This is a genomic window from Paenarthrobacter sp. JL.01a (genome assembly GCF_025452095.1).
Classification (GTDB): Bacteria; Actinomycetota; Actinomycetes; order Actinomycetales; family Micrococcaceae; genus Arthrobacter.
Genome location: NZ_CP104877.1, coordinates 2,795,448 through 2,819,034, shown reverse-complemented (window position 1 = coordinate 2,819,034; position 23,587 = coordinate 2,795,448). Strand labels below are relative to the sequence as shown.

Sequence of the window (23,587 nt, the reverse complement as noted above, 5' to 3'; positions counted from 1 at the left end):
GGCCTGCTCGGGGCTCCGGCTTAGCGTCGTCGGCCGAGGGTGCCCCTGGACTCGGACCCCTCGGCCTTGGCGCATTCGATCAATTCCTGCCACGGTCCGGTGACAGCACGGTCCGGAAGCGTGGCCCGGCGCTGCCCGGCCCTGATGGAGTACATGAACCGGTCCGGCTCATTGACTGCCCGGGCCTGGCTCTTGGCTTCGTCCCAGGGGCAGGCCTCGACAATAGGAAGCCACCGCTCCTTGTCATCGGGGGACACCGCGTCCACGCTCCAAACACGCGTCATCGCGGCGACACCCCCACTGCGTTGGACCGTGATTTTCATGAGCCGCTGCTTCTCGTCCTACCCCTGCTGTGCCAGCGCGCAGGCGGACCGGCTACAGGTCCGGGCGCGCGACTAAACCTTGACCTTCACAGTGTCCCACGCCTTCCGGACGGCGTCATGCTCCCGTGAACCGCTCCCGAACAGTTCCTCGGCCGTTGCCAGCGTGGTCCTGGCGAATTTGCCGAAAGTGCACGTGGCGGGGAGCGCTCCACTGGTCAGGGTCCCGTACCAGATCTGGCCGGGAGCCTCCCACGCGTGGCCCCCGAGCTCAGCAGCCACCACATAGAAAGCCCTGTTGGGAATGCCGGAGTTGATGTGGACGCCGCCGTTGTCCGCGCTGGTCCGGACATAGGTGTCCATGGAATCCGGCTGCGGATCCTTGCCCAGGACGTCGTCATCGTAGGCAGTGCCCGGAGCTTTCATGGACCGCAGTGCTTCACCCTGCACCTGGTCAGTGAACAAGCCTTGCCCGATCAACCAGCTGGCCTGCTCCGCGGTCTGCTGTTTGGTGTACTGCTCCACCAGCACACCAAACACGTCCGACATCGATTCATTCAGCGCTCCGGCCTGGTTGCGGTAGGCCAGGTTGGCTGTGTACTGCGTGACACCGTGGGCCAGCTCGTGCCCGATGACGCTGATGGATTTGGTGAACCGCTGGAAGATCTGTCCGTCGCCGTCCCCGAAGACCATCTGGCCGCCGTTCCAAAAGGCGTTGTCGTAGAGCTTTCCGTAGTGAACGGTCGCATCCAGCGGCAGCCCGGCGTCGTCAATTGAATCGCGCCCGAAAACTTCGCCATACAAGCGGTGCGTACCGCCGAGGCCGTCATAGGCTTCATCGGCGGCGGCATCACCCACCGGTGCCGCGCCCTCCTTGCGAACAAGGTGCCCCGGAAGATCCTCCAACGACCCGGCGTCGTAAATGGTCCGTTTGGGAGGCCCGGGCTTGGCCTGGCGGGCACTCGGCGGCGCTGCGGGGAGGGTGGCCGTTCTGATCGCCTGCAGGCCCTTGATCTGCAGGAGGGACTCCTTGGCAGCACGCGCGACAGCGCGGAGCCGGGGTTCGTCCTGGGCGGCAATCCTGCGAAGCATGTACGGCGGGACGATGGAACACATCACGGCAAACCCCTTTTGCTATCGGAAAGACCAACTGCAATCAGCCTAGGAGCCAGGGCCGACAATTTCGCGGCGTCGTCCCGGCAAGCCCGTAAGTGATAGTCAGTAGCCGGCAAAAGAAAAACCCCGCCAGCTGCACTGGCGGGGTTTTCGTTGTGCCCTCGATAGGATTCGAACCTACGGCCTTCTGCTCCGGAGGCAGACGCTCTATCCCCTGAGCTACGAGGGCATCCAGGGTATCCCTCCGTTGCCGGTGGGACGTCCTAGAGCTTAGCAGCCGTGACGCCGCAAAGGAAAACGGCTGCTTCAGGACCGTGCGAATGCCTCAGTAGCCTGCGAAGGAGTCCACGTGGACCCGCCGGGCGCCCGCGCCCCGCGCAGCGGCCCGCAGGGAATCAACACTCGCCGGCGAACCGGAGACGAACACCTCCCTGTCGGCGATGTCCGGAACCAGTTGCTTAAGGCGCGCGGCATCGATCCTTGAGGTGCCGGCGTCGAGCATGAAGTCCGGGGGAGTGGAGCCATCGGCAAGCCGGGCGATCACTGCTGCGCCGGAGGCCTCAAGCTGGTCCAGCCACGCCATGTCGTCACGGCTTTTCGCCAGGTACAACACCACGGTGTCGCGTGAGCTGCCGTCGGCTGCCAGCTGCGACAGGAACGGCGTGATGCCGATGCCCGCGGCTATCAACAAAACCGGCTTGCCGGCGTCGTGCGGCAAAACGAAATCACCGCCCACGGCGGTGGCGGAAACGGTATCTCCCGGCCGAAGGGCAAGCAATGCCTTCTTGGCCGTGGACAACGGCTCGGCCGTGCCCACACCAAAAGTCACCTCGGCTGCCCCCGGCGGGCTGGTGATGCTGAATGTCCGGCGGCGGCCCTTTCCATCGGACCCCGTGTGGGGCAGGTTCAATTCCATGAACTGGCCTGCGGCAAACCGAACGGGACGGGCAGGCTCGAAACTGAATTCGGTGCTCGCCGGCGTCAAGGCCCGCGAACCCTTGAAAGTCAGCTCCACGCCGCCCCGCTGGCCCAGGAAGAAAGCGATGAGATTGCCCAGCAGCAGCGCCAGTTCGGGGGAGTTCGCCACGAAGCCGAAGTTGTACGGGACCGCGAAAACAAAACCAACGACGGCGGCAAGCGCCAGTTGCTGCCAACGGCGGGGAGGAAGCGTAAGCGGCTCAGACAACATGAATCCGACAAAGAACAACAGGGGACGCTGGGCCAAGGTCTGCCACAAAGCCTGCCCCAGGGTCATGCTCCGGCTCAGCAGCTCCAGGGTTATGATGCTGGTTGCGACCACGAGGAAAACGGTGGCCATCAGCAACTTGCGGGTGCGGTAGAGGACCAGCAACACTCCCGGGACGAGCAACCACAGCATCGCTGGAGTCGCAGCCCACCAGGTGGCGATGTTCAGCCCGGTCAAACCTGTGATGAATGCCCCTGCGGCTGCCGGATTGAAAATATGTCTGCCACGGAAGGCCAGCGCGTATTTGGAGGCGCTCGCAAGAATGCAAGCCAGCGCCACGCCGGCCATGTCCGTAAGCCCGAAGGCCGGCCAAAACAGGAAATACAGCAGGAGTGCCGTGATGAGCGAGGATTCGGTGTGCGGCTTCACCTTGAAGATGGCGGCGAGCAAACGGTTCGACCCATAGGTGACGCCTAGGCAGAGGACCAGATGCACCAGCATCTCGGGCAGGCCGAACGTCAACCAGCCCAGGACGTTGAGGACCATGCTGTACACCACCAGCACACCCAGGACCCACAGGATCAGGCGGTACATGGTGAAGCGGCCCAGCCAGGTGTCGATACGGGACTTCGCGGCAATCATGTGAACAGTCTCCCCTCAAAGCCGCCCGAATACGTGGCAGCACCCGCAGAGGAGACGCGGAGCCACGAGAATTCGAACTCCTGCTCAAGCAACGCAGGTTCCATTATGAACAAGGCCGTGGCCAGGCCGTCGGCCTCCAGCGCGCCGGCGGCCATGGTCCAGGTTGCCACCGTGGTGTGGGTGGGCTTGCCGGTGGTCCCATCCAGGACGTGGTGGAGGCCGTCATCCCATACCCGGCGGTTGGACGCCGAGGCGCACAAGGCCGCGTTATCCAACTCCACAGTCCCAATGGCCTGTTTGGGATCGTAGGGATGTTCCAAGGCCACCGTCACAGGATGGCTCCCCGAGTGCAGCATGTCTCCGCTGCCATCCACCAGGAAGTCACTGTGTCCTGCCTCATGGAGCAATCCACCCAAAAGGTCCACCAGCTGGCCCTTCCCGGCCGCTCCGATATCCAGCACCAGGGGTTCCTTCGCAGTCATCGCCGTGCCGGTCCATTCAAGGACATCCTCCCAACGGGCAGGTGCTTGGGGCACTCCCGAAGGGCTGAGGGAGTAAGCGGCGTCGTAGCCCAGCCTTTCGAGGCTGCTGCCGATGAGCGGGGTCATTGCCCCCTGGCTCAGGCGGTACAGGACCGAATACAGCTCCTGGAGTCCGGCCGCGTGCTCCGGGAGCGTGATGCTGCCGGGGCTGCGGGAGAGGCCCGACACCAAGGAATCGGACCTGAACCGCGACCACGTCCGGTCATAGGCCTCGACGGTATCGAGCACCTTTTTCGTGAGTGCGGGAGCGAGCGGTTCAGGGGTCGAAATTTCCCACCTCGTGCCGATCCCCTCGAAGCTGAAGCTGCTCCAGCCCGGGTGGGCCATGATGTCTACTTCGCCTGGGATTTGATCTGCTGGAGGGCGTCGTTGAACCCTCCCGATGTCAGGGAGGAACCGGCCACTTTGGAGACGTTGAGCTCGTCCACGTTCTTCCCGACAATCTGTGACGCGATGCCACTGGCAAACTCGCCTTGGAACTTCTTGGTGTTGGGGTTGGAAGGATGCACTGTGATGTTCACCGCAGAGACCTTGTCGGCGGCCAGCGTCAGTTCAACGCCCACCGTCTCCTGCCCATTGGGGGAGGTGTAGGTTCCGTCAGCACTGTAGGTACCGTCCTTGTAAGTGCTGGATCCAGCGGAGGCGATGGGGGCAGAGGACTGAGTCGAGGACGACGGGCTGCTGGTTGATGCCTGGCCGCCTTCCTGGGTAGCGGGGGCCTGCGTGGCAGGTGCCTGGGTGTTGGGCGCCTGGGCACTGGGCGCGCATCCTGCCGCGGTTCCGGCGATGGAGAGGCCGGCGATGCCGACGAAGATGCTCTTGCGAAGTGGCGTAGTCATGGTTCTGCTCGTTTCAACTGGACAAGTTCAACTGGAAGTAGGTGGTCTGGGGCTCGTGGATCAGGGACATGGATGACCCCTTGATCAGGGATCCGGCCAGTGCCCATGTTCTTCACAACGTTGAAATCAGCGTAATGGTTCAGTCTGTGCCGGCAGCCAGCCATTGCTGTGCAACTGCTGTGGTCAAATTATCCACATACGGGTCCTCGAATTCCGCGTCTTTGCGGGCCACCGGTAGGCTAGATCCGTGACTCCCGAAGAACTCTCTGCTGCCATATCCGCCTGCCTTAAGGACGCTGTCTCCACTGGCGAAATCGCCTTGACGGAATCTGCTGTGCCCGACGCCGTGCGCGTGGAGCGACCCAAGAACCGGGACCATGGGGATTGGGCCACCAACATTGCCCTCCAGCTGTCCAAGCAGGCCGGGATGAATCCGCGTGAATTCGCCGGCATCCTGAGCACGCATCTTCGGGGCATCCCCGGGGTAACCGGCGTCGAAATCGCGGGACCGGGCTTCCTCAACATCACCGTGGACGCAGCTACCGCAGGAACGCTGGCCAAGACAATCGTCGAGGCCGGAGCGGCGTATGGCACCAACCAGGCGCTCGCAGGCCGCGTGGTCAACATGGAATTCGTTTCGGCAAACCCCACCGGACCCCTGCACATCGGCCACACCCGCTGGGCAGCACTTGGCGATGCCATCGCCCGCGTCCTGCGTGCCTCCGGCGCGGACGTCACTGCCGAGTACTACATCAACGACGCCGGCTCGCAGATGAACGTCTTCGCAAACTCCGTGCTCTCCCGCCTCCACGGCAGGGGCGTTCCGGAGGGCGGCTACCCCGGCGAATACATCCGCGAACTTGGTGACGAGGTCCTGAAGGCCCACCCGGACATCCGCGAACTCACTGACGAGGCTGCCCTTCCGGTCATCCGCGCTGCCGCCTACGAGGCCCAGATGGCAGACATCAAAGCCACCCTGGCCGACTTCGGCGTGGAGTTCGACGTCTTCTTCTCGGAGAAGGAACTTCACGACGCCGGTGCGATCGAATCCGCTGTCGCGCGCCTTCGCGAGCAGGGACACGTCTTCGACGACGGCGGCGCGGTTTGGCTGCGCACCACCGACTTCGGCGACGACAAAGACCGTGTCATGATCCGTGCCAACGGTGAACCCACCTACTTCGCCGCAGATGCTGCATACTACCTGTCCAAAAAGGACCGCGGGTTTACCGAGAAGATCTATCTCCTCGGTGCCGACCACCACGGGTACATCAACCGCCTCAAGGCCATCGCCGCGTGTGCCGGCGATGACCCGGAGGTCAATATCGAGGTCCTCATTGGCCAGCTTGTCTCCGTCAACGGTGCCAAGCTGTCCAAGCGCGCCGGCAATATCATCGAGCTGAAGGACCTCATTTCCTGGCTCGGCAAGGATGCGGTCCGCTACTCCCTGGCCCGCTTCCCCGCGGACTCGCCGCTGACGCTGGATCCTGAACTGCTCAAGAAGAACAGCAACGAGAACCCGGTGTTCTACGTGCAGTACGCGCACGCCAGGTCCCGCGGCACGGCCCGCAACGCAGCCGAGGCAGGCGTGGACCGCTCGGTCTTCGACGCCGCACTCCTGGACCACGCCACCGAAAATGAGCTGCTCTCCTACTTGGGCAGCTACCCGTCCATCGTGGCCAAGGCTGCCGAACTGCGTGAGCCGCACCGCGTGGCGCGCCACCTTGAGGTCATCGCCGGGGCCTACCACCGCTGGTATGACGCTTGCCGCGTCTCGCCCCAGGGCGACGAGCCGGTCCAGGACGTCAACCGGACACGTTTGTGGCTGAACGATGCCACCAGCCAGGTACTTGCCAACGGACTCGAACTGCTCGGCGTTTCGGCGCCGGAACGGATGTAGGGAAATGACCACAGAAGCCAGTCACGTTTCTCCCCTTGCGCCGGAATGGTTGGCCCTTCCGGAGGACCTCAACGCCCTGCAGTCACCCATGTGGGCTGCCGGGGTGGAAAGGAACGACGCCGGTGTCCTCACCATTGACGGCATTGCCGTCAGCGAGCTCAAGGAACGATTCGGCACGCCGCTCTTCGTCATGAGCGAGTCGGACTTCCGTTCCCGCGCCCGGGACTTCAAGGACTCTTTCGATGCTGCCTTCGCGGACATTTGCGGGGGAGTGGACGTTTACTACGCCGGCAAATCGTTCCTGTGCACTGCCGTGGCCAGCTGGGTGGCAGAAGAAGGTCTCCGGCTCGATACCTGTTCCGGTGGCGAACTGGCTGTGGCAGCCCGAGCCGGCATTGCCGGGCCCAACCTGGGCCTGCACGGAAACAACAAGTCGGACGCCGAGATCAATCGTGCCTTGGACATGCAGGTCGGCAGGATCGTGGTGGACAGCCTCGACGAACTCGAACGGGTCGCCAAGATTGCCTCGGGCAGGAGTGAAATTGCCAAGGTGATGCTCCGCCTGACTCCTGGTGTCCATGCCCACACGCATGAGTTCATCGCCACGGCCCACGAGGACCAGAAGTTTGGCCTCTCCATGGCCGAAGACTCCACTGAGGAAGCCGGATTGTCGGCTGCCGAGGAAGCGGTGGCCGCGGCGACGTCCTACGCCAGCATCGAACTCCTGGGCCTGCACTGCCACATCGGCTCGCAGATCTTCGAGCCCGACGGCTTCGCCGTGGCGGGGGAGAAGCTTCTGCGGTTCCTGGCTGCCATGCAGAGCAAGTACTCCATCGTCCTTCCTGAACTGGATCTCGGCGGCGGCTACGGTATCGCCTACACCCCGGTGGACACCCCCCGCCCGCCGGCCGAGGTCGCGCAGGCGATGGCCGCCGTCGTGCGTTCCACCTGCGCCGAACTGGGCATCACAGCCCCGCGCATTTCCATCGAGCCCGGACGCGCGATCGTTGGCAGCACGACGTTCACCCTCTACGAAGTCGGCACCCTCAAGACTGTCCGGGTTGACGCTCCCGGGGAAGCGGAAGGGCAGGAGAACGTTACGTATCCCCGCCGCTATGTGTCGGTAGACGGAGGAATGAGCGATAACGCCCGTCCGGTGCTGTACGACGCGGATTATTCGGCAATTTTGGCTTCGCGTGCCTCGGACGCCGCTCCCCAGCTGTCCCGAGTAGTGGGCAAACATTGCGAGAGCGGCGACATAGTTGTTAGAGATGTATATCTGCCCGCGGACGTGGCAGCCGGTGATTTGCTCGCAGTACCGGGTACCGGCGCCTACTGCTGGGCCCTCTCCAGCAACTACAACTACCTGGCCCGGCCTGGCGTTGTCGCTGTACGCGACGGAGCCGCCAGGCTCATTGTCCGCGGGGAAACCGAAGAAGATCTCTTGAACCGCGACATGGGAGTGGCGAATGTCTGAAGTGCGAACCTTGAAAGTGGCCCTGCTGGGCTGTGGCAACGTTGGGGCCCAGGTCGCGCGGATTCTGATTGACGACGCCGACGCATTGGCAGCCCGCAGCGGTGCCCGTCTTGAACTGTCCGGAATCGCCGTCCGCAATGTTGATTCCCCCCGTGACGTCGAGCTGCCGCGCGAGCTCTTTACCACGGACGCCGACACGCTGGTCAAGGATGCCGACCTGGTGATCGAACTCATGGGCGGCATCGAACCTGCCCGTTCGTTGATCCTCACCGCAATCCAGAACGGTGCCTGCGTTGTCACCGGCAACAAGGCCCTGCTGGCACAGGACGGACCCACGCTGTACGAAGAGGCCGATAAAGCCGGAGTGCAGTTGTCCTACGAGGCCGCCGTCGCCGGGGCTATCCCCATCCTGCGTCCCATCCGCGACAGCCTCTCCGGTGACCGGATCACCCGCGTGCTGGGCATCGTCAACGGCACCACCAACTTCATCCTCGACCAGATGGACAGCACGGGCGCGCAGTTCGCTGACGCCTTGGCAGAATCCCAGCGCCTTGGCTACGCCGAAGCTGACCCCACGGCCGATGTCGAAGGACATGACGCCGCTGCAAAGGCTGCCATCCTCGCGTCACTGTCATTCCACACCCGCTTCTCCCTGGACGATGTCTACTGCGAGGGCATCACCAAAGTCAGTGCCTCGGACATCGCATCGGCCAAGGAAGCCGGATTCGTCATCAAACTCCTGGCGATCGCGGAAAAGATCGACTCCGAGGACCACGGCAGCGGCATCTCGGTGCGCGTGCACCCCACTTTGCTCCCGCGTGAACACCCCCTCGCGGCGGTTCGCGGTGCCTTCAACGCGGTGTTCATCGAGGCAGAAAATGCCGGTGAGCTGATGTTCTACGGCCAGGGAGCCGGGGGAACGCCCACGGCCTCGGCAGTGCTCGGTGACCTCGTGTCCGCGGCCCGCCGTTTGGTGCTGGGTGGACCCGGCCGGACCGAGACCACCACCGGCCACGTTCCTGCACTGACCATCGATGCCTCCAACACCAGCTACTACATCGGCCTGGACGTCGCCGACCAGGCAGGGGTTCTCGCCCGTATTGCGCACATCTTTGCGGAGAACGGCGTGTCCATCGAAATCATGCGTCAAACGATCCACCGCGATTCTGAGTCGAAGGTTGAGTCCGCCGAGCTGAAGATCGTGACGCACCGTGCATCCGAAGCTGCACTCGCAGCAACCGTCGAGGCCGTCAAGGGCCTTGACGTCATCAATTCCGTCACATCCGTACTGCGGGTAGAAGGGGTCTAAGTGGCTCACCAATGGCGCGGAGTAATCCGCGAGTATGCTGATCGTTTGCCTGTAACGGAAGCCACGAAGGTCATCACCCTCGGCGAGGGCGGCACACCGCTGGTTCACGCCCAAAAGCTTTCCGAGCTGACCGGATCAGAGGTTTACCTCAAGGTCGAAGGTATGAACCCCACGGGATCCTTCAAGGACCGCGGTATGACCATGGCCATGACGGCAGCCGTCGAGGCCGGCGCCAAGGCCGTGGTTTGCGCCTCGACGGGAAACACCTCCGCATCCGCCGCGGCCTACGCAACGGCCGCAGGTTTGAAGTGTGCAGTGCTGGTTCCCGAAGGCAAGATCTCCATGGGCAAGTTGAGCCAGGCGATCGCCCACGGCGCCACCTTGCTTCAGGTCGACGGCAACTTCGACAACTGCCTGGACATCGCCCGCAAACTTGGCGAGTCCTACCCGGTGTTCCTGGTGAACTCGGTCAACCCCGCACGCATCCAGGGCCAGAAGACGGGCGCCTTCGAAGTAGTGGATTCATTGGGTGATGCCCCGGATATCCATGTCCTGCCGGTCGGAAACGCAGGCAACATCAGCGCTTACTGGAAGGGCTACAAGGAGTACGCCGCACCTTTCGAGACTGCCAACGGTACCCTTCCGGCCGTTTCCACCAAGACTCCCACCATGTGGGGATTCCAGGCTGCCGGCGCAGCTCCCTTCGTTGCCGGGCACCCCATCACTGAGCCGGACACGATCGCAACGGCCATCCGTATCGGCAACCCCGCATCCTGGGAGACCGCTGTGGCGGCACGGGACGAATCGGGGGGACTGATTGAAGCGGTCACGGACGAGGAAATCCTGGATGCGCACCGCTGGCTCTCTTCCAAGGAAGGCGTCTTCGTCGAGCCCGGCTCCGCTGCAGGTGTCGCCGGACTGATCAAGAAGCACGCTGCCGGCCAGGTGCCCTCGGGCAAAACCATCGTTATCACCGTCACCGGACACGGCCTCAAGGATCCCCAGTGGGCCCTCCGGACCGAAGACGGCAGCGAAGTGCAACCCGTCAAGGTGCCGAACGACGTTGTCACCGTTGCAGCAGAACTGGGACTGGAAGAAAACTAAAAGTGGAATCAACACAGCCCGCCGCGACAGATCGAGCCCTCGTCGCGGCAGGCCAACGGCTGACCGTCAAAGTCCCCGGTACAAGTGCCAACCTGGGTCCGGGCTACGACAGCCTTGGCCTTGCACTGTCCATTTACGACACCTTGACGGTGGAAACCCTCAGCACCGGAGAGCTCGAGTTCGAGCTCTCCGGTGAGGGCGCCGACACCCTTCCACGCGATGCCAGCCACTTGGTGGTGCGGGCCATCGATCTCGCTTTGGAGCGTCTCGGCTTCCAGCACAGTGGACTGCGGATCACTGCGGACAATGTCAACCCGCATGGTCGGGGATTGGGATCCTCGGCTTCTGCAGTGGTTGCCGCGGTGACGGCGGCGAACGCCATGGTGCCGGAAGAGGCGCAGCAGAACCGTCAGTGGATTCTTCAGCTGACCAGCGAAATGGAAGGCCACCCGGACAACGTCGCACCCGCGATTTTCGGCGGACTGGCGCTGTCCTGGCAGGACAGCGAGCAGTACAGCACCACCCGGGCCGACGTGGCTGCGTCCGTGATTCCCATTGTGGCTGTACCGGATTACGAGCTCTCCACCGAGACCGCCCGCGGCTTGCTTCCCGCATCAGTGGGCCATCACGCTGCGGCGATGAATTCAGGGCGTGCTGCCCTGCTGATCCACGCGCTGACCGCGGAGCCGGCGTTGCTGTTGCCGGGCACCGAAGACTACCTGCACCAGAGCTACAGGGCCCAGGCCATGAGGCCCAGTGCCGACCTCATCGCCGCCCTTCGCTCAGCAGGGCATGCAGCTGTCGTTTCGGGCGCAGGTCCGACGGTGATGGTGCTCGCCAACGGTAACGACGACGCCGCTGCGGTAGTTGATTTCATCAATTCGTTTACCTCAGCCAACACACCGGATGTTGGTTGGCGTGTGATGACGCTGGCTGTTGACGTTCAAGGTGCTAGAGTGGAAGTGCACCGCCGGTAAAACCGCGGGCAGTTCCCTGATTTTGGACTTCGGTGTTTCGCCGTACCTTTCGTCAACTGTGCCAACGTTGGTGGTGTCGTCTCTTTCCGGCCTGCATCAGGTCCGCAGAACTCTCTCTGTTTCCTGAATTTCAGGCTGGCTGTCCGGGTAACCGGTTCCAGTGAAGGCGATCAGTATCCGGCCCTGTTGGCCAAAATCCATCAGGCACGGCCAAAATCACCGGCTGCAGATCTGAACTGCAGCCCAGAACAATCATCGCGTCCAGCTCTCGCTCTGGACGCCGTCGAGGGGGAAGGATCCTTCGTGACAGAAACCACTGAGCTGGCTTCAGCTGTGGACACATCATCTTCTGCTGCTGAGTCGTCAACGGCAGCAACCAAGAGCAGCGGCCTCGCAGGCCTCAAGCTCGCCCAGCTCCAGGCTCTCGCGAGCCAGCTGGGTATTTCGGGGGGATCCCGCATGCGCAAGGGAGATTTGGTCACGGCCATCTCTGCCCACCGCGCCGGCACCTCCACGACCAAGGCTCCTGCCAAGGCCACTGCGGCCAAGGCTCCTGCCGTGGCCAAGGAAGCCCCGGTTGCCGAGGCCAAGGCCCCGGAGAAGAGCGCGCCCGTCGAGGCTGCCGTAGAGGCACCGGCCCAAGAAGCACCCCGCGGCCGCGGCCGTGGCCGCAGCCGCCGCGCAACGAGCGATGGCGTCGTCGCAGCTGCTGAGGCAGCCGCGTCCACAGCTGCCGCAGCCACTGCTGCACCTGCCGCAGAGCCCGCTGAAGCACCCGCCGTCGAGACTCCGGCAGCAGCCGAGGCCACCGACGCCGGCACGGAGCGTCGCCAGCCCCGCACCCGCAACCGCCGTCGCGGCGAAGCTGCCGCGGCTCCGGCTGAAGCAGCAGAAGCACCCGCGGCCGAGCAGCGCACCGAACAGCGCGAGCAGCGTACGGAACAGCGCGAGCAGCGCGCCGAACGCACGGAGCAGCGTGAGCAGCGCGAGCAGTCCGACTCCGGTGATCAGCAGCGTGAACGCCGCGACAACAACCGCGGACGCCGTGAAGAGAACAACGACGGCGAGGACACCGGCAACCGCCGCAACCGCCGCAACCGTCGTGACCGCAACGACCAGAATGACAGGAACGACCGCCGGGGCGGCCAGGACAGCCGGGACGGAAACTCCCGCAGCGACCGTTTCCGCGACCGCAACGAACGTCGTCGTGGACGCGCCCAGGGACCGGACGTCGACGACGTCGAGGTCACCGAGGATGACGTCCTGCTCCCCGTGGCAGGCATCCTCGATGTGCTGGAGAACTACGCGTTCATCCGTACCTCCGGTTACCTCCCCGGTGCCAATGACGTTTACGTTTCCCTGGCACAGGTCAAGAAGTACAACCTCCGCAAGGGCGACGCCGTCGTAGGTGCCATCCGCGCACCGCGCGAAGGCGAAGACCGTGGACAGCAGTCCGCCCGCCAAAAGTTCAACGCGCTTGTTCGCGTCACGTCGGTCAACGGCAAGACCCCCGAGGAACTCAAGGACCGCGTCGAGTTCGCAAAGCTCGTTCCGCTGTACCCGTCCGAGCGCCTGCGCCTGGAAACGGACCCCAAGAAGATCGGCCCCCGTGTCATCGACCTCGTGGCTCCGATCGGCAAGGGCCAGCGTGGCTTGATCGTCTCCCCGCCGAAGGCCGGTAAGACGCTCATCCTGCAGTCCATCGCGAACGCCATCACCACCAACAACCCTGAGGTCCACCTCATGATGGTGTTGGTTGACGAACGCCCCGAAGAAGTCACGGACATGCAGCGCACGGTCAAGGGCGAGGTAATTGCCTCCACCTTCGACCGGCCCGCTGATGACCACACCACGGTTGCCGAGCTCTCCATCGAGCGCGCCAAGCGTCTTGTGGAAATGGGCATGGACGTCGTGGTTCTCCTTGACTCCATGACCCGCCTGGGCCGTGCCTACAACCTGGCAGCACCGGCCTCGGGCCGCATCCTGTCCGGTGGTGTGGACTCCGCAGCCCTGTACCCGCCCAAGCGCTTCTTCGGTGCTGCCCGCAACATCGAAAACGGTGGCTCGCTCACCATCCTGGCAACGGCTCTGGTAGAGACCGGCTCCAAGATGGACGAAGTCATCTTCGAAGAGTTCAAGGGCACCGGCAACATGGAACTCCGCCTGTCCCGCCAGCTGGCAGACAAGCGCATCTTCCCGGCCGTGGACGTCAACGCTTCGGGTACCCGTCGCGAAGAAAACCTGCTCTCGCCTGAAGAAGTCAAGATCATGTGGAAGCTGCGCCGCGTCCTCTCCGGCCTGGAGCAGCAGCAGAGCCTTGAGCTGCTGACCAACAAGATCCGGGAGACCCAGAGCAACGTCGAGTTCCTCATGCAGGTACAGAAGACGACGCTTGGAGCGAAGTCGGACAACGACAAATAACGTTATCTGGGGTGGGGCCGTCGAGTAATATTGCCGGCCCCGCCCCTTCGCGTTGCTGCTGACGTACTGCGTACGTCAGCAGCAACGCTACGACAGGCCCGATGCCACTCCCGGGCCGGCAATATTACTCGACGGCGGTCAGGTCACCTTGGGCGTTGCCGTCACCTTCGCTGGCCGGCTTATTTGAGCGGTTGGTCGTTAAGACACCAATCGTCGCAACTAGACTTGTCTGCGAGTCGAAAGAGGTTTAAAAATGTTTGAGTCCGTACAGGGATTGCTTGATGAGCATGCTGCTATTCAGGCGCAGTTGAGTGATCCTGCCGTTTATGCCGACCAGTCTGCTGCCAGGAAGTTGGGGCGGCGCTCTGCTGAGCTTCAGGGCATCGTGGAGGCGTACAACAAGTGGCGCGGGCTCAACGACGATCTGGAAGCAGCCAAGGAAATGGCTGATGAGGATCCCGAGTTTGCGGCGGAAGTGGAGCAGCTCCAGGAGCAAATTCCGGCCGCGCAGGAGCGCCTGCGCCGCCTGCTGATCCCGCGCGATCCCGATGACGCCCGCAACGTCATCCTTGAAGTGAAGGGTGGCGAAGGCGGCGATGAAGCTGCTTTGTTCGCCGGTGACCTTCTGCGCATGTACATGCGGTACGCCGAATCACGCGGCTGGAAGACCGAAATGATCTCTGCCACGGAGTCGGACCTTGGCGGCTACAAGGATGTTTCCGTGGCCATCAAGGGCAACTCAAATGACCCGGCGCAGGGTGTTTTTGCCCGGTTGAAGTTCGAAGGCGGCGTACACCGCGTGCAGCGTGTTCCCGTGACCGAGTCGCAGGGCCGGATCCACACTTCGGCTGCCGGCGTCCTGGTGCTTCCGGAAGTCGACGAGCCCGAAGAGCTGGAAATCAACCAGAACGACCTCAAGATCGACGTCTACCGCTCGTCCGGTCCCGGCGGTCAGTCCGTGAACACCACGGACTCCGCCGTCCGCATCACCCACTTGCCCACGGGCATTGTTGTGGCCATGCAGAACGAAAAGTCGCAGCTGCAGAACCGTGAAGCCGGCATGCGCGTCCTCCGTGCCCGCCTTCTGGCGCACCAGCAGGAACAGATTGATGCGGCCAACTCCGAGCAGCGCAAGTCGCAGATCCGGACCATGGACCGCTCGGAGCGCATCCGCACGTATAACTTCCCGGAAAACCGCATTGCCGATCATCGCACCGGATACAAGGCCTACAACCTGGACGCCGTGATGAACGGGGATCTCGAGCCGGTCATCCAGTCGGCCATCGAGATGGACGAGCAATCGCGCCTGGATGCTATTGGCGAATAGCCGCCAGGCAAGGCCTTTCCACCTTCAGCAAGCTAGGCAATCCATGATGTTTTACCCAGGCCAAAGCCTCGCGGACGCTGTTCGCGAGGCAACCGCCGTCTTGTCCGAGGCCGGAGTCCCCAGCGCGCGTGTTGACGCCGAACTCCTGGCCGAACATTTGCTGGGCGTTGGGTTGGGCCGCCTGCGCGCAATGCTGCTTGGTGATGCTCCGGCTCCCGAGGGATACAGCGAACTGGTGCAGGAAAGGGCGAGCCGTGTTCCCTTGCAGCACATCACCGGCGTCGCCTATTTCCGGCATCTTGAACTGCGTGTGGGCCCTGGCGTTTTCATTCCGCGTCCCGAGACAGAGTCGGTGGTCCAGCTGGTCATCGACAAAGTAGCCGGTATGCGTGAACCCAAAGTGGTGGACCTCGGGACTGGTTCCGGCGCCATTGCAGGTTCCATTGCCCACGAGGTGCCTGGCGCTGAGGTCCACGCCGTGGAATACAGCACCTTTGCCCATGCTTGGGCCGCGCGGAACCTCGAACCCCTCGGCGTATTGCTGGTCCAGGGCGATCTCCGGGATGCCCTGCCCGAGCACAACGGGACCTTCGACGTCGTCGTCTCCAATCCGCCGTACATTCCCGCCGAGGCAATCCCTTCCGAGCCGGAAGTCGCGCTCCACGATCCACCGGAGGCGTTGTACGGCGGGGGAGCGGACGGCATGGAACTCCCGACGGCGGCAGCCGCCTCTGCTGCCCGGCTCCTGAAGGACGGGGGCTACTTCGTGATGGAACACGCCGAAGTCCAGGCAGAATGGATCGCCGGCATGTTGGAGCGCATGGGACGTTGGAAAGAGATCACCACGCACTTTGACCTGAACGGCAAAGAACGTGCCACCAGCGCGATACTGGCCAGTGTCGCCCCTGATGAGTGAAAGAATAGCGCTGTGACCACAACCTACAACTGCACTTCCGAGGACCAGCGCGCTGAAGGGCTTCAGCACGCCCAGCGCGCCATCAGCGAAAAGAAGTGCATCGTGATGCCCACGGACACCGTCTACGGTATTGCCGCCGATGCCTTTTCGCCCTTGGCGGTGACGATGTTGCTGGCCTCCAAGGGCCGCAGCCGGCAGATGCCGCCCCCGGTGCTGATTCCCCGGATCAACGCCCTGGATGGGCTGGCAACTGAGGTGCCAGCCGATGCGCGCGCCCTCGCGCAGGCCTTTTGGCCTGGCGGGTTGACGCTGATTCTGCATGCACAGCCGTCACTCGATTGGGATCTTGGGGACACCAAGGGCACCGTGGCTCTGCGTATGCCTGATGACCACCTTGCCCTGGACCTTTTGGGCATGACGGGGCCGCTGGCTGTATCCTCTGCCAACCGTACCGGCCAGGAAGCAGCGCAGACGGCTTCGGAAGCACGTTTGCAGTTGGCCGATTCAGTTGAGGTCTACTTGGAGGGCGGCTTCCGACCGGTCAAGGGAACCGCAGCCGTGCCTTCCACAATTGTTGACGCAACGTCCACCCCCTTCCGGGTGGTCCGCCAAGGTGCCATCGAACTGGAGCGGCTCAGGGAGATTGTTCCATCGATACTCGGAATCGGTGAAACGGTGGCTGCCGCAGCACCGGAAGCCGATTCCGAAACGGCCACGCCCGGGACCGACGGCGAAAACCTGCCCGAATGATTCCTGTACGCCAACGCGTCCCCGTCCTTGACGTGGACGCCACTCCGATGCGCGTCCAGGAGCTTCTTGATGCGATGGCCGGCCTTCTTGAGGCCGGCACCACCAGCACCGTTCTGGGCCACAACCTCCACAGCGTTACCTTGGTGCACTCGCACCCCGATGTCCGAGCGGTCTACGAGGACAGCTCCATCGTCCTTCTGGATGGTGCTCCGGTAGCGATGTTGTGGGGACTCGCGCACAAACGGCAACTGGAGGCGGCCGGACGGGGGACCATGGCCTACAGGCTTGGTTCCATGGACTGGATCCCGGAGCTCGGGAAGATTCCCGGGCTGCAGCGTATTGCCGTCATCGGGGCCGGACGCGAAGCCAATACCAAGGCAATCGCCCGCCTTCGATCCATCGTTCCGGGGGCGACCGTTGACGGTATGCCTGGCGAAGAATGGGATGAAGCCCTGGAAGGCGCAGTGGTGCAGTGGCTGGCCGCCTTCCGTCCCCAGATCGTCCTGTTGGGCCTGGGAATGCCCCTTCAGGAAACGGTCCTGCACCGCAGGCTCGGGGAGCTTCCTGCTGCGCTCTACTGCGCCGTCGGGGGAGCGATAGAGCAGGTGGCCGGTATCCAAAAGCTGGCTCCACGCTGGTTGGGCCGCCTGGGACTTGAATGGGCCTGGCGCCTGGTGCTGCATCCGGGCAGGGTCGCCTACAGGGTTTTCGTTGAACCATGGAAGCTGGCCGGACTGCTGCTGAGGCGCCGTTTCCAACCATCCAAGACCAAAGGCAACTAAATGTCATCGAAAGCTGTCGTGGTCGCTGTCGTAGTGACCTTCAACCGGCGTGAACTCCTCCAGACCACTTTGGAGGGCATCGCTGCCGGCACCCGCGTTCCGGACGCTATCGTCGTCGTCGACAACGCGTCCACGGACGATACCGCCGCCTTCCTGGAGCAATACCAAGGTCCGGTGACAACCGACGTCGTTCGTTTGAACACGAACGTTGGCGGCGCCGGAGGGTTCGTGGTTGGCATGGAGCGTGCGGTGCTGGACCACCACGCGGACCACGTGTGGATCATGGACGACGACACAGAACCCCAGGCAGCCGCCCTCGGTGAAGCCTTGGAGGTTTCCGAAGCCTACCGGCAGGAAACGGGGGAAGCCCCGGCGTTCATCGCGAGCCGTGTCGTATGGACCGATGGCCGCGACCACCCCATGAACAGGATGCGCCCGCGGATGGGTGCAAGCGAGGCTGCACGCAGCACCGCTGCCCGGATCGGGGCTACCCAGATCCGCAGTGCTTCCTTTGTCTCGGTTCTGATCCGGGCCGAAGAAATCAAACAGCACGGCCTTCCCATCGCGGACTACTTCATCTGGAATGACGACCTGGAGTACACAGCCAGAATTTCCCGTGACGGTACAGCCCTGACCACCGAGGCGTCCGTGGCCAACCACCATACGAAAGTCTTCGGCGACGCCGGAGCGGATCCGGGCCCGCGGTTCTATTACGAGGTACGGAACAAGCTCTGGGTGTACACCCGGTCGAGCGCTTTGGCGCCCTGGGAGAAGATCTTGTTCACCGGAGCTTCCCTGCGCAACTGGACACGGACAATTGCTGCCTCCTCCAACCGCAAGGTTCTGTTGGAGGGGCTTCTCAAGGGCCTGCGCCACAGCCTCAAGGCACCGCGTTCCAACGCGCAGGTACTGGACGGAATCTACGCCCTGAGGGACGTAAAAGAGCCTGTACGGTAACAGCCGTACAGCCCGGGCCCGGCGAAAACAAGCTGCGGTCCTGCGGCTGCGTCACACCGGTGGTCACGGCCATTGGCATTAGTATCGTCACTAGAGTCCACGAAAATCCCGCAACATTCGGCACAGCCGGTGCAGGCATGGCGACGGAGTAGTTCCATTTATCCACTGACAGAATTCCACACCCTGAGCTGCCCTGAGTTGCCCCTCATTGCAGCGCCCGGGCGGCGTGCACCGGTCCCGGTGTCCGCGTCGGCCAAACGGCCGCTCCAGGGAGTCGCCTCATGATCATGTATCTGCTGATGGCGTTGACGGCTGCCGTAGTGGCCTACGGGGGAACGTGGGGAGCCCGCGTGCTGGGGAACAAGCTTCGCTTGTACCAGCCCATCCGAAGCCGTGACATGCACTCCGCCCTGATCTCCAAGCTCGGGGGACTGGGCATCTTCGTGGGCTTTTTCACTGCGCTGGTGGTGGCGTCCAATTCGTTCTTCGTGAAGGACATCTTCAGGCACAACGACGCCCCATGGGGGATCCTGGCCGGTGCCGTTGTCATTGTCGCGGTGGGGGTAGCCGACGACATCCTGGATATCCGGTGGTGGATAAAACTCCTGGGCCAAGGAACAGCGGCCTTCATCGTGGCGATCTGGGGCGTACGGATGTCCGTCGTGCCGTTCATCCCCGAGCCCATAGTGCTCAATTCCGAGGTAGTCCAGATCGTGCTTACGGCGGGCTTGATCGTTACCACCATGAATGCCGTGAACTTCATCGACGGACTGGACGGCCTGGCAGCCGGCGTAGCCATCATCGGCGGGGGAGCGTTCTTCCTCACTGCTTACTGGGTCCACCGCAACAACCCGTCCACGGATAACTCGGACCTCGCGACGCTCCTGATGGCCATCCTTGTGGGCAGTTGCATCGGCTTCCTGCCCCATAACTGGTTCCCGGCCAAGATCTTCATGGGAGACTCCGGGGCAATGCTCATCGGCTTGCTCATGGCCTCGGCAGGTGTGGTTGCGACGGGACAAATCGGTTCGGGGCTGTATGACCGCGCCAATGGCATCCCCACCATCGTTCCGATTCTGCTGCCCTTCGCTGTGTTGTCGCTTCCGCTGCTGGATCTGGGAATGGCGGTCGTCCGCCGGACGGCCCGGGGCCAGTCTCCGTGGTCCGCTGACCGCGGGCACCTCCACCACAAGCTGGTGGACCTCGGGTACTCGCACCGCACCGCCGTCGTGATGTTGTACGTCTGGACGTCGATCCTGGCCTTCGGCGGCGTGGCTTTTGCCGTCTTCCCCTGGCAGGTAGTGCTGATCGTGGTCATTGCGGCGGCGCTGGTCATGGCCGCGGTAACGGCGTGGCCCTACTTCACGAGGAAAACAGCCGGACCGGGAGAACGGTAGATGACGGTCGGTTATCGTCACAGTTCTATCTCATGTAGAATTCTTACTGCGGACAGTCACTCGCCCGTAACCCCACTTTGAGAATATGGCACCTGTGCCACGAGGATTGGTATCCCCATGACATCCAACGCCAATTCCGGACGCCCGTCCGGTAAACGTGTTGTTGGATCCTTTGGTGGCCGGTCCTCGTTGTGGCTAAGGCTGCTTGCCCTCAGCGCTGCGGCGGCCACCGCTGCAACGGCGCTCACCTGCGTGATCGCAGCCCTCATGAATGGGGGGCAAGGCGCGCTCTCAGCCGCGTTCGGCTCCGCGCTGGTCATGCTCTTCTTTGGAATCAGCCTCCTGATCGGTCACTTTGTCGGCCGGAACAACCCCTCCGGTGCCGTCGGTCTTTTTGTGGCTACGTACTTCATCAAGGTTGTCGGCTTCGCCGTAGTGCTGTTTGTGCTCGGAGCGCCGGAGTGGCTGCACGCACGGTGGTTCCTTATCGGGGCAGTCGTCTCGGTGGTCTTCTGGCAGGCCGCGGAAATCTACGGTTTCAGCAAATCCCGCCTCCAGATCTACAACGATCCTGCCGAGCCGAAGGGTGGTCCGGATGTCTCCGCGTAAGCGCTATTCACGCCCGTCCCTCGGTGGTCAGCAATCCGCCAACCGTAATGACTCCGCTGAAGCCGGAAACGACGGCGGCTACAACGCCGGTATCGCTGTCTTCAGCTACATCATTGGCGGGATCATTGTCTGGAGTTTGATAGGCTGGGGTTTGGATAATCTGTGGGGGACCCGCTGGATTGTGCTCCTTGGCGCTCTGCTGGGAGCCGCAGGAGGGTTCTATCTTTCCCATATGCACGGCCTCACCAGGCAAAGCTCCTCTTCTGGCGAGAGCAACGCAGACAGCGGTCCGTCCACGGACGGGGACAGTAATGCCAAATAATTTCACATGGAATGTGGATGCGTGCAACGCTTCCGGATTTCAACCAATGCCCAATGATGGACACAGCAGAGAGGAAACGCGTTGATCGCGCTTGCGCTCCCCGCCCAGGATTCGGGGTCCTTCACCCCACCCGGAATCGACGAAATGCACCTGCCGGCAATCCTGCCTTGGGGTGCGCACGACGGATTCTCCAAGCAGATGCTGCTGGTGATCCTTTCGGTCGTCATTATCGCTACATTCTTCATCCTCGCTGCACGCAAGCAGCAGCTGGTTCCCGGCAAGCTGCAGTTCGCCGGTGAGATGGCCTACGGCTTCGTCCGGAACAGCATTGCCAAAGACATCATCGGCGGCAAGGACTTCATCAAGTACGTCCCGCTGTTGTTCAGCCTGTTCTTCTTCATCCTGGTGAACAACATCTACGGCGCCATCCCGCTGATCCAGCTCCCGAGCTTCTCGCACGTAGGCGGCGCCTATGTAATGGCCGGCATCGTGTATGTCACCTGGATCGCGATCGGCCTGAAGAAGAACGGCCTTAAGTACTTCAAGCTCGCGACGGTTCCGTCCGGCGTGCCGTGGTACATCCTCCCGATCGTTGTTCCGATCGAAATCATCTCCAACTTCCTGGTCCGCCCTGTCACGCACAGCCTCCGTCTGTTCGCGACCATGCTGGCCGGCCACTTGATCGTGATGCTCGCCGGTTCCGGCATCGAGTTCCTGGTCATGCAGGAAAACGTGCTGCTCAAGGGCGCATCGGTCCTGGTCCTCGTCGGTGCCATCGCCATGTACATGCTTGAAGCGCTGATCATGGCACTGCAGGCATACGTGTTCACCTTGCTGACCGCGATCTACATCGAAGGCGCCCTGCACGCCGACAGCCACTAAGGCTCCCAACACTTCCCCTCGCGGGGATGAAGCAACCCAAACAACCTGCCGCACGGGCGGCATCTTGAAAGGAAGAAAAAATGGAAGGCACCATCAACGGCTCCCTCAACCTCATCGGCTACGGTCTTTCGGCCATCGGCGGTGGTATCGGTGTGGGTCTCGTGTTCGCCGCTTACATCAACGGTGTTGCACGTCAGCCGGAAGCTCAGCGTGTGCTGCAGCCGATCGCGTTCCTTGGTCTGGCACTGACTGAAGCTCTTGCCATCCTCGGCCTGGTCTTCGCTTTCGTTCTTTCCTAGTCCTAAGAACCAAGCGAATCCAAGCACGAGTAGATAGGACGGGTGAAATATGAATCAGCTGATCATCTCAGCCGCCACTGAAGGCGAAGCGGCAGCGAACCCGCTTGTTCCCAATATTTGGGAAATGGGCGTTGTCCTCGTCGGCTTTGCGGTCCTCATGTACATCGTGGTCAAGTTTGTTGTCCCGATGTTCGAGAAGACCTTCGCAGAGCGTGCCGAAGCAATCGAAGGTGGCATTGCAAAGGCCGAAGCGGCTCAGGCAGAAGCTTCTGCAGCTCTTGAAGAGTACAAGCAGCAGCTCACCGATGCCCGTGCCGAAGCCAACCGCATCCGCGAAGAAGCACGCGCCGAAGGCGCCCAGATCCTCGCGGACCTGAAGGCAAAGGCTGCAGCAGAGTCTGCACGCATCACCGAGCAGGCACACGCCGCCATCGAATCGGAGCGCCAGGCAGCTGTTGTCTCGCTTCGTTCCGAGGTCGGTACCCTGGCCACCACGCTGGCTGGCCGCATCGTTGGCGAAGCACTCACCGACGACGAGCGCGCTGCCCGCGTTGTTGACCGCTTCCTGGCCGATCTGGAGACCCAGAGCGCAGGTGCAGCTAAGTAATGGCAGGTATATCGAGCGAATCGCTGACCAAAGCACTGTCCCAGTTGGAAGCCAAGCTTCCCCTGGCCTCGCTGCAGTTGGCTAAGGACCTCTTCGGAATCCTGGGAACGGTGGACAGCTCGGCTGGCTTGCGCCGCGCCCTGACTGACCCGTCCCGTACCGGAGACGAGAAGTCGGCGCTGGTCAAGCAGCTGGTTGGCGGGAAAGTCTCCGCTGATGCAGCTGAAATTGCGGGCGGATTGGCCAGCTCACGCTGGGCGTCGGCACGCGATATCGGCGATGCACTCGAGACCCTTGCCGCCACGGTGGTCATTGCCGTAGCTGAAAACAAGTCGGCCGTTTCTGCCTCCGGTATCACGGGGCTGGAAGAGCTGGAAAACGATCTGTTTGCCTTCAACCAGGCCGTCGCTTCCAGCCACGAAGTACAACGTGCTTTGTCTGAGCCGCAGGCTTCCCCTGCGGCGAAGATTGCACTGGCCGAGAAACTGGTTCCTGGCATCAGCGAGGAAGCCAAGATTCTCATCAGCCAGGCAGTGACGCATCCGCGCGGTGTCAAGCCGAGCAAGCTTGTCGAGTCATTCGCCAAGCTTGCAGCCAAGCGTCAGCAGCGCTGGATTGCAACTGTCAGCGTTACCCGTCCGTTGACGGAAACGCAGGCCAGCCGTCTGCAGGCCGGGCTTGACGCCCTGTACGGTCGCGAGCTGAAGGTCAACGTCAACGTTGATCCGGCACTTATCGGTGGCATCCGCGTCCAGGTAGGTGACGAAGTACTCGATGCTTCGGTTATTGCCCGCCTGACCGAGCTCCGCCGCCAGCTTGCCGGCTAGCGAAGACACAGCACAACTTAACTGATATAAAACCCGGTCATCGTGAGCAACGATGATCACGAAACAGGAGAGCAGGGACTGC

The 23,587-nt window shown here is 62.6% G+C and carries 23 protein-coding genes and 1 tRNA gene; 18 read left to right on the top strand and 6 right to left on the bottom strand.

Going from position 1 to position 23,587, the window contains the following annotated elements; all coding sequences use genetic code 11:
- Nucleotides 1-20 precede the first annotated feature (20 nt).
- From N5P29_RS13275 to N5P29_RS13250, 6 genes are all read right to left on the bottom strand, one after another.
- Nucleotides 21-323: a protealysin inhibitor emfourin gene (locus N5P29_RS13275; protein WP_262275373.1), complete on the bottom strand. Its 303-nt coding sequence runs from the start codon at nucleotides 321-323 to the stop codon at nucleotides 21-23.
- 72 nt (nucleotides 324-395) lie between these two features.
- Nucleotides 396-1,436, bottom strand: coding sequence for a M4 family metallopeptidase (locus N5P29_RS13270; RefSeq protein ID WP_262278581.1), 1,041 nt, complete (start codon nucleotides 1,434-1,436; stop codon nucleotides 396-398).
- A 156-nt stretch (nucleotides 1,437-1,592) separates the two neighbouring features.
- Nucleotides 1,593-1,665 (bottom strand) — tRNA-Arg (locus N5P29_RS13265).
- A 96-nt stretch (nucleotides 1,666-1,761) separates the two neighbouring features.
- The gene (locus N5P29_RS13260; RefSeq protein WP_262275372.1) at nucleotides 1,762-3,264 is read right to left on the bottom strand and encodes an FAD-dependent oxidoreductase; all 1,503 of its coding nucleotides are present in this window, start codon (nucleotides 3,262-3,264) and stop codon (nucleotides 1,762-1,764) included.
- Nucleotides 3,261-4,133 carry an FAD:protein FMN transferase gene (locus tag N5P29_RS13255; protein ID WP_262275371.1) on the bottom strand — a complete coding sequence of 291 codons (873 nt, stop codon included), beginning with the start codon at nucleotides 4,131-4,133 and terminating at the stop codon, nucleotides 3,261-3,263. Before N5P29_RS13255 ends, N5P29_RS13260 begins: the two co-directional genes overlap by 4 nt.
- 5 nt (nucleotides 4,134-4,138) lie before the next feature.
- Nucleotides 4,139-4,645, bottom strand: coding sequence for an FMN-binding protein (locus tag N5P29_RS13250; protein ID WP_262275370.1), 507 nt, complete (start codon nucleotides 4,643-4,645; stop codon nucleotides 4,139-4,141).
- Nucleotides 4,646-4,892: 247 nt separating this feature from the next.
- Here N5P29_RS13250 and argS point away from each other — a divergent pair, with 247 nt between their 5' ends.
- The 18 genes from argS (at nucleotide 4,893) to N5P29_RS13160 (ending at nucleotide 23,505) form a co-directional block, all read left to right on the top strand.
- A complete protein-coding gene (gene argS / locus N5P29_RS13245; RefSeq protein ID WP_262275369.1) occupies nucleotides 4,893-6,542 on the top strand; it encodes an arginine--tRNA ligase in 1,650 nt (549 codons plus the stop codon).
- A gap of 4 nt (nucleotides 6,543-6,546) precedes the next feature.
- Entirely contained in the window at nucleotides 6,547-8,019 is a 1,473-nt protein-coding gene (gene lysA / locus N5P29_RS13240) for a diaminopimelate decarboxylase (RefSeq protein ID WP_262275368.1), read from the top strand.
- On the top strand, nucleotides 8,012-9,328 hold the full coding sequence (locus tag N5P29_RS13235) for a homoserine dehydrogenase (protein WP_262275367.1): 1,317 nt from the start codon (nucleotides 8,012-8,014) through the stop codon (nucleotides 9,326-9,328). Before lysA ends, N5P29_RS13235 begins: the two co-directional genes overlap by 8 nt.
- Nucleotides 9,329-10,432, top strand: coding sequence for a threonine synthase (gene thrC, locus N5P29_RS13230; protein WP_262275366.1), 1,104 nt, complete (start codon nucleotides 9,329-9,331; stop codon nucleotides 10,430-10,432).
- Nucleotides 10,433-10,434: 2 nt separating this feature from the next.
- Nucleotides 10,435-11,409, top strand: coding sequence for a homoserine kinase (thrB, locus tag N5P29_RS13225; protein ID WP_262275365.1), 975 nt, complete (start codon nucleotides 10,435-10,437; stop codon nucleotides 11,407-11,409).
- Between the two features lie 303 nt (nucleotides 11,410-11,712).
- Nucleotides 11,713-13,830 (top strand): transcription termination factor Rho, encoded by a 2,118-nt coding sequence (gene rho, locus N5P29_RS13220; protein WP_262275364.1) that lies wholly within the window; start codon nucleotides 11,713-11,715, stop codon nucleotides 13,828-13,830.
- Between the two features lie 253 nt (nucleotides 13,831-14,083).
- Entirely contained in the window at nucleotides 14,084-15,157 is a 1,074-nt protein-coding gene (gene prfA, locus N5P29_RS13215) for a peptide chain release factor 1 (protein ID WP_262275363.1), read from the top strand.
- A 43-nt stretch (nucleotides 15,158-15,200) separates the two neighbouring features.
- Nucleotides 15,201-16,073, top strand: coding sequence for a peptide chain release factor N(5)-glutamine methyltransferase (gene prmC / locus N5P29_RS13210; protein WP_262275362.1), 873 nt, complete (start codon nucleotides 15,201-15,203; stop codon nucleotides 16,071-16,073).
- Nucleotides 16,074-16,085: 12 nt separating this feature from the next.
- On the top strand, nucleotides 16,086-16,823 hold the full coding sequence (locus tag N5P29_RS13205) for an L-threonylcarbamoyladenylate synthase (protein WP_262275361.1): 738 nt from the start codon (nucleotides 16,086-16,088) through the stop codon (nucleotides 16,821-16,823).
- A complete protein-coding gene (locus N5P29_RS13200; RefSeq protein ID WP_262275360.1) occupies nucleotides 16,820-17,605 on the top strand; it encodes a WecB/TagA/CpsF family glycosyltransferase in 786 nt (261 codons plus the stop codon). Before N5P29_RS13205 ends, N5P29_RS13200 begins: the two co-directional genes overlap by 4 nt.
- Nucleotides 17,606-18,562: a glycosyltransferase gene (locus N5P29_RS13195; protein WP_262275359.1), complete on the top strand. Its 957-nt coding sequence runs from the start codon at nucleotides 17,606-17,608 to the stop codon at nucleotides 18,560-18,562.
- A gap of 281 nt (nucleotides 18,563-18,843) precedes the next feature.
- Nucleotides 18,844-19,959, top strand: a complete 1,116-nt coding sequence (locus N5P29_RS13190; RefSeq protein WP_262275358.1) for an MraY family glycosyltransferase — start codon at nucleotides 18,844-18,846, stop codon at nucleotides 19,957-19,959.
- A gap of 117 nt (nucleotides 19,960-20,076) precedes the next feature.
- Nucleotides 20,077-20,568 carry a Cg1360 family ATP-synthase-associated protein gene (locus N5P29_RS13185; protein ID WP_262275357.1) on the top strand — a complete coding sequence of 164 codons (492 nt, stop codon included), beginning with the start codon at nucleotides 20,077-20,079 and terminating at the stop codon, nucleotides 20,566-20,568.
- Nucleotides 20,555-20,890, top strand: a complete 336-nt coding sequence (locus tag N5P29_RS13180; RefSeq protein ID WP_262275356.1) for a hypothetical protein — start codon at nucleotides 20,555-20,557, stop codon at nucleotides 20,888-20,890. Before N5P29_RS13185 ends, N5P29_RS13180 begins: the two co-directional genes overlap by 14 nt.
- Before the next feature lie 81 nt (nucleotides 20,891-20,971).
- Nucleotides 20,972-21,772, top strand: coding sequence for a F0F1 ATP synthase subunit A (gene atpB / locus N5P29_RS13175; protein WP_144659867.1), 801 nt, complete (start codon nucleotides 20,972-20,974; stop codon nucleotides 21,770-21,772).
- Between the two features lie 80 nt (nucleotides 21,773-21,852).
- Nucleotides 21,853-22,071 (top strand): ATP synthase F0 subunit C, encoded by a 219-nt coding sequence (gene atpE, locus N5P29_RS13170; protein WP_011775261.1) that lies wholly within the window; start codon nucleotides 21,853-21,855, stop codon nucleotides 22,069-22,071.
- Between the two features lie 49 nt (nucleotides 22,072-22,120).
- On the top strand, nucleotides 22,121-22,678 hold the full coding sequence (locus N5P29_RS13165) for a F0F1 ATP synthase subunit B (protein ID WP_262275355.1): 558 nt from the start codon (nucleotides 22,121-22,123) through the stop codon (nucleotides 22,676-22,678).
- Nucleotides 22,678-23,505 (top strand): F0F1 ATP synthase subunit delta, encoded by an 828-nt coding sequence (locus N5P29_RS13160; protein ID WP_262275354.1) that lies wholly within the window; start codon nucleotides 22,678-22,680, stop codon nucleotides 23,503-23,505. The genes N5P29_RS13165 and N5P29_RS13160 overlap by 1 nt, the downstream gene beginning before the upstream one ends.
- Nucleotides 23,506-23,587 lie beyond the last annotated feature (82 nt).

Coding starts and splice junctions, on each gene's coding strand:
- N5P29_RS13195 (WP_262275359.1), top strand. CDS start 17,606: ATGTCATCGAAAGCTGTCGTGGTCGCTGTCGTAGTGACCTTCAACCGG.
- N5P29_RS13180 (WP_262275356.1), top strand. CDS start 20,555: ATGTCTCCGCGTAAGCGCTATTCACGCCCGTCCCTCGGTGGTCAGCAA.
- N5P29_RS13250 (WP_262275370.1), bottom strand. CDS start 4,645: ATGACTACGCCACTTCGCAAGAGCATCTTCGTCGGCATCGCCGGCCTC.
- N5P29_RS13255 (WP_262275371.1), bottom strand. CDS start 4,133: ATGGCCCACCCGGGCTGGAGCAGCTTCAGCTTCGAGGGGATCGGCACG.
- N5P29_RS13200 (WP_262275360.1), top strand. CDS start 16,820: ATGATTCCTGTACGCCAACGCGTCCCCGTCCTTGACGTGGACGCCACT.
- prmC (WP_262275362.1), top strand. CDS start 15,201: ATGATGTTTTACCCAGGCCAAAGCCTCGCGGACGCTGTTCGCGAGGCA.
- atpE (WP_011775261.1), top strand. CDS start 21,853: ATGGAAGGCACCATCAACGGCTCCCTCAACCTCATCGGCTACGGTCTT.
- N5P29_RS13260 (WP_262275372.1), bottom strand. CDS start 3,264: ATGATTGCCGCGAAGTCCCGTATCGACACCTGGCTGGGCCGCTTCACC.
- N5P29_RS13275 (WP_262275373.1), bottom strand. CDS start 323: ATGAAAATCACGGTCCAACGCAGTGGGGGTGTCGCCGCGATGACGCGT.
- N5P29_RS13190 (WP_262275358.1), top strand. CDS start 18,844: ATGATCATGTATCTGCTGATGGCGTTGACGGCTGCCGTAGTGGCCTAC.
- lysA (WP_262275368.1), top strand. CDS start 6,547: ATGACCACAGAAGCCAGTCACGTTTCTCCCCTTGCGCCGGAATGGTTG.
- N5P29_RS13185 (WP_262275357.1), top strand. CDS start 20,077: ATGACATCCAACGCCAATTCCGGACGCCCGTCCGGTAAACGTGTTGTT.
- prfA (WP_262275363.1), top strand. CDS start 14,084: ATGTTTGAGTCCGTACAGGGATTGCTTGATGAGCATGCTGCTATTCAG.
- N5P29_RS13165 (WP_262275355.1), top strand. CDS start 22,121: ATGAATCAGCTGATCATCTCAGCCGCCACTGAAGGCGAAGCGGCAGCG.
- N5P29_RS13270 (WP_262278581.1), bottom strand. CDS start 1,436: ATGTGTTCCATCGTCCCGCCGTACATGCTTCGCAGGATTGCCGCCCAG.
- N5P29_RS13235 (WP_262275367.1), top strand. CDS start 8,012: ATGTCTGAAGTGCGAACCTTGAAAGTGGCCCTGCTGGGCTGTGGCAAC.
- N5P29_RS13160 (WP_262275354.1), top strand. CDS start 22,678: ATGGCAGGTATATCGAGCGAATCGCTGACCAAAGCACTGTCCCAGTTG.